Genomic DNA, 555 nt, shown 5'->3' on the forward strand with positions numbered 1-555 from the left:
GGTTCAAAGGGTGACATGGTGGAATCTATTGAGCTTTCCTCGCAAGGCAAGATCAACCCATCGTTCATGATCACCCATGTCGGTGGCTTACAAGCTGCGCCACATACGATTCTGAATCAGTTGGATATTCCGGGCGGTAAGAAGTTGATTTACCCACATATTGACCTGCCATTGACGGCGATTGATGACTTTTTATCGTTGGCAGACCAAGACCCGTTCTTTGCGGAGCTCGATGCGATTTTGTGCGCGAACAACTATGTGTGGAACGGGCATGCAGAAAAAGCGTTACTTGAGTTTTATGACGTGAGCTTAACGGTTTAGTTGCAACGAACATGTGTGGTAGCCTTTGCGCTGCCACATAATGGAGAGGTCAGTAAGACGTTGTCACGTGAAGACGAGTTACTGGAGAAATTGGATGAGTGTGAAAATGCCACTGCGTTTCTTCAGGTTTCTAACAAAATAATTAACCTCAAGTTAAAAGCATTACTTCCGAGTGTGTTCGTCCAAGACGACTTAGTGAAGGAGTATGCTGTGGATCCTTTATTGAGAGAAGAT

Annotated in this window: 1 protein-coding gene and 1 pseudogene; both read left to right on the forward strand. The window is 45.2% G+C overall.

Translation table 11 applies throughout. The features are described from left to right. A pseudogene (locus R8O11_RS30360) lies at nucleotides 1–321 on the forward strand (L-sorbose 1-phosphate reductase); the annotation flags it as partial. A gap of 60 nt (nucleotides 322–381) precedes the next feature. Next, on the forward strand, nucleotides 382–555 hold a 174-nt coding region (locus R8O11_RS30365; protein ID WP_318195280.1), incomplete at its 3' end, for an MltR family transcriptional regulator.

It is taken from the genome of Vibrio sp. 1288, from assembly GCF_033344475.1.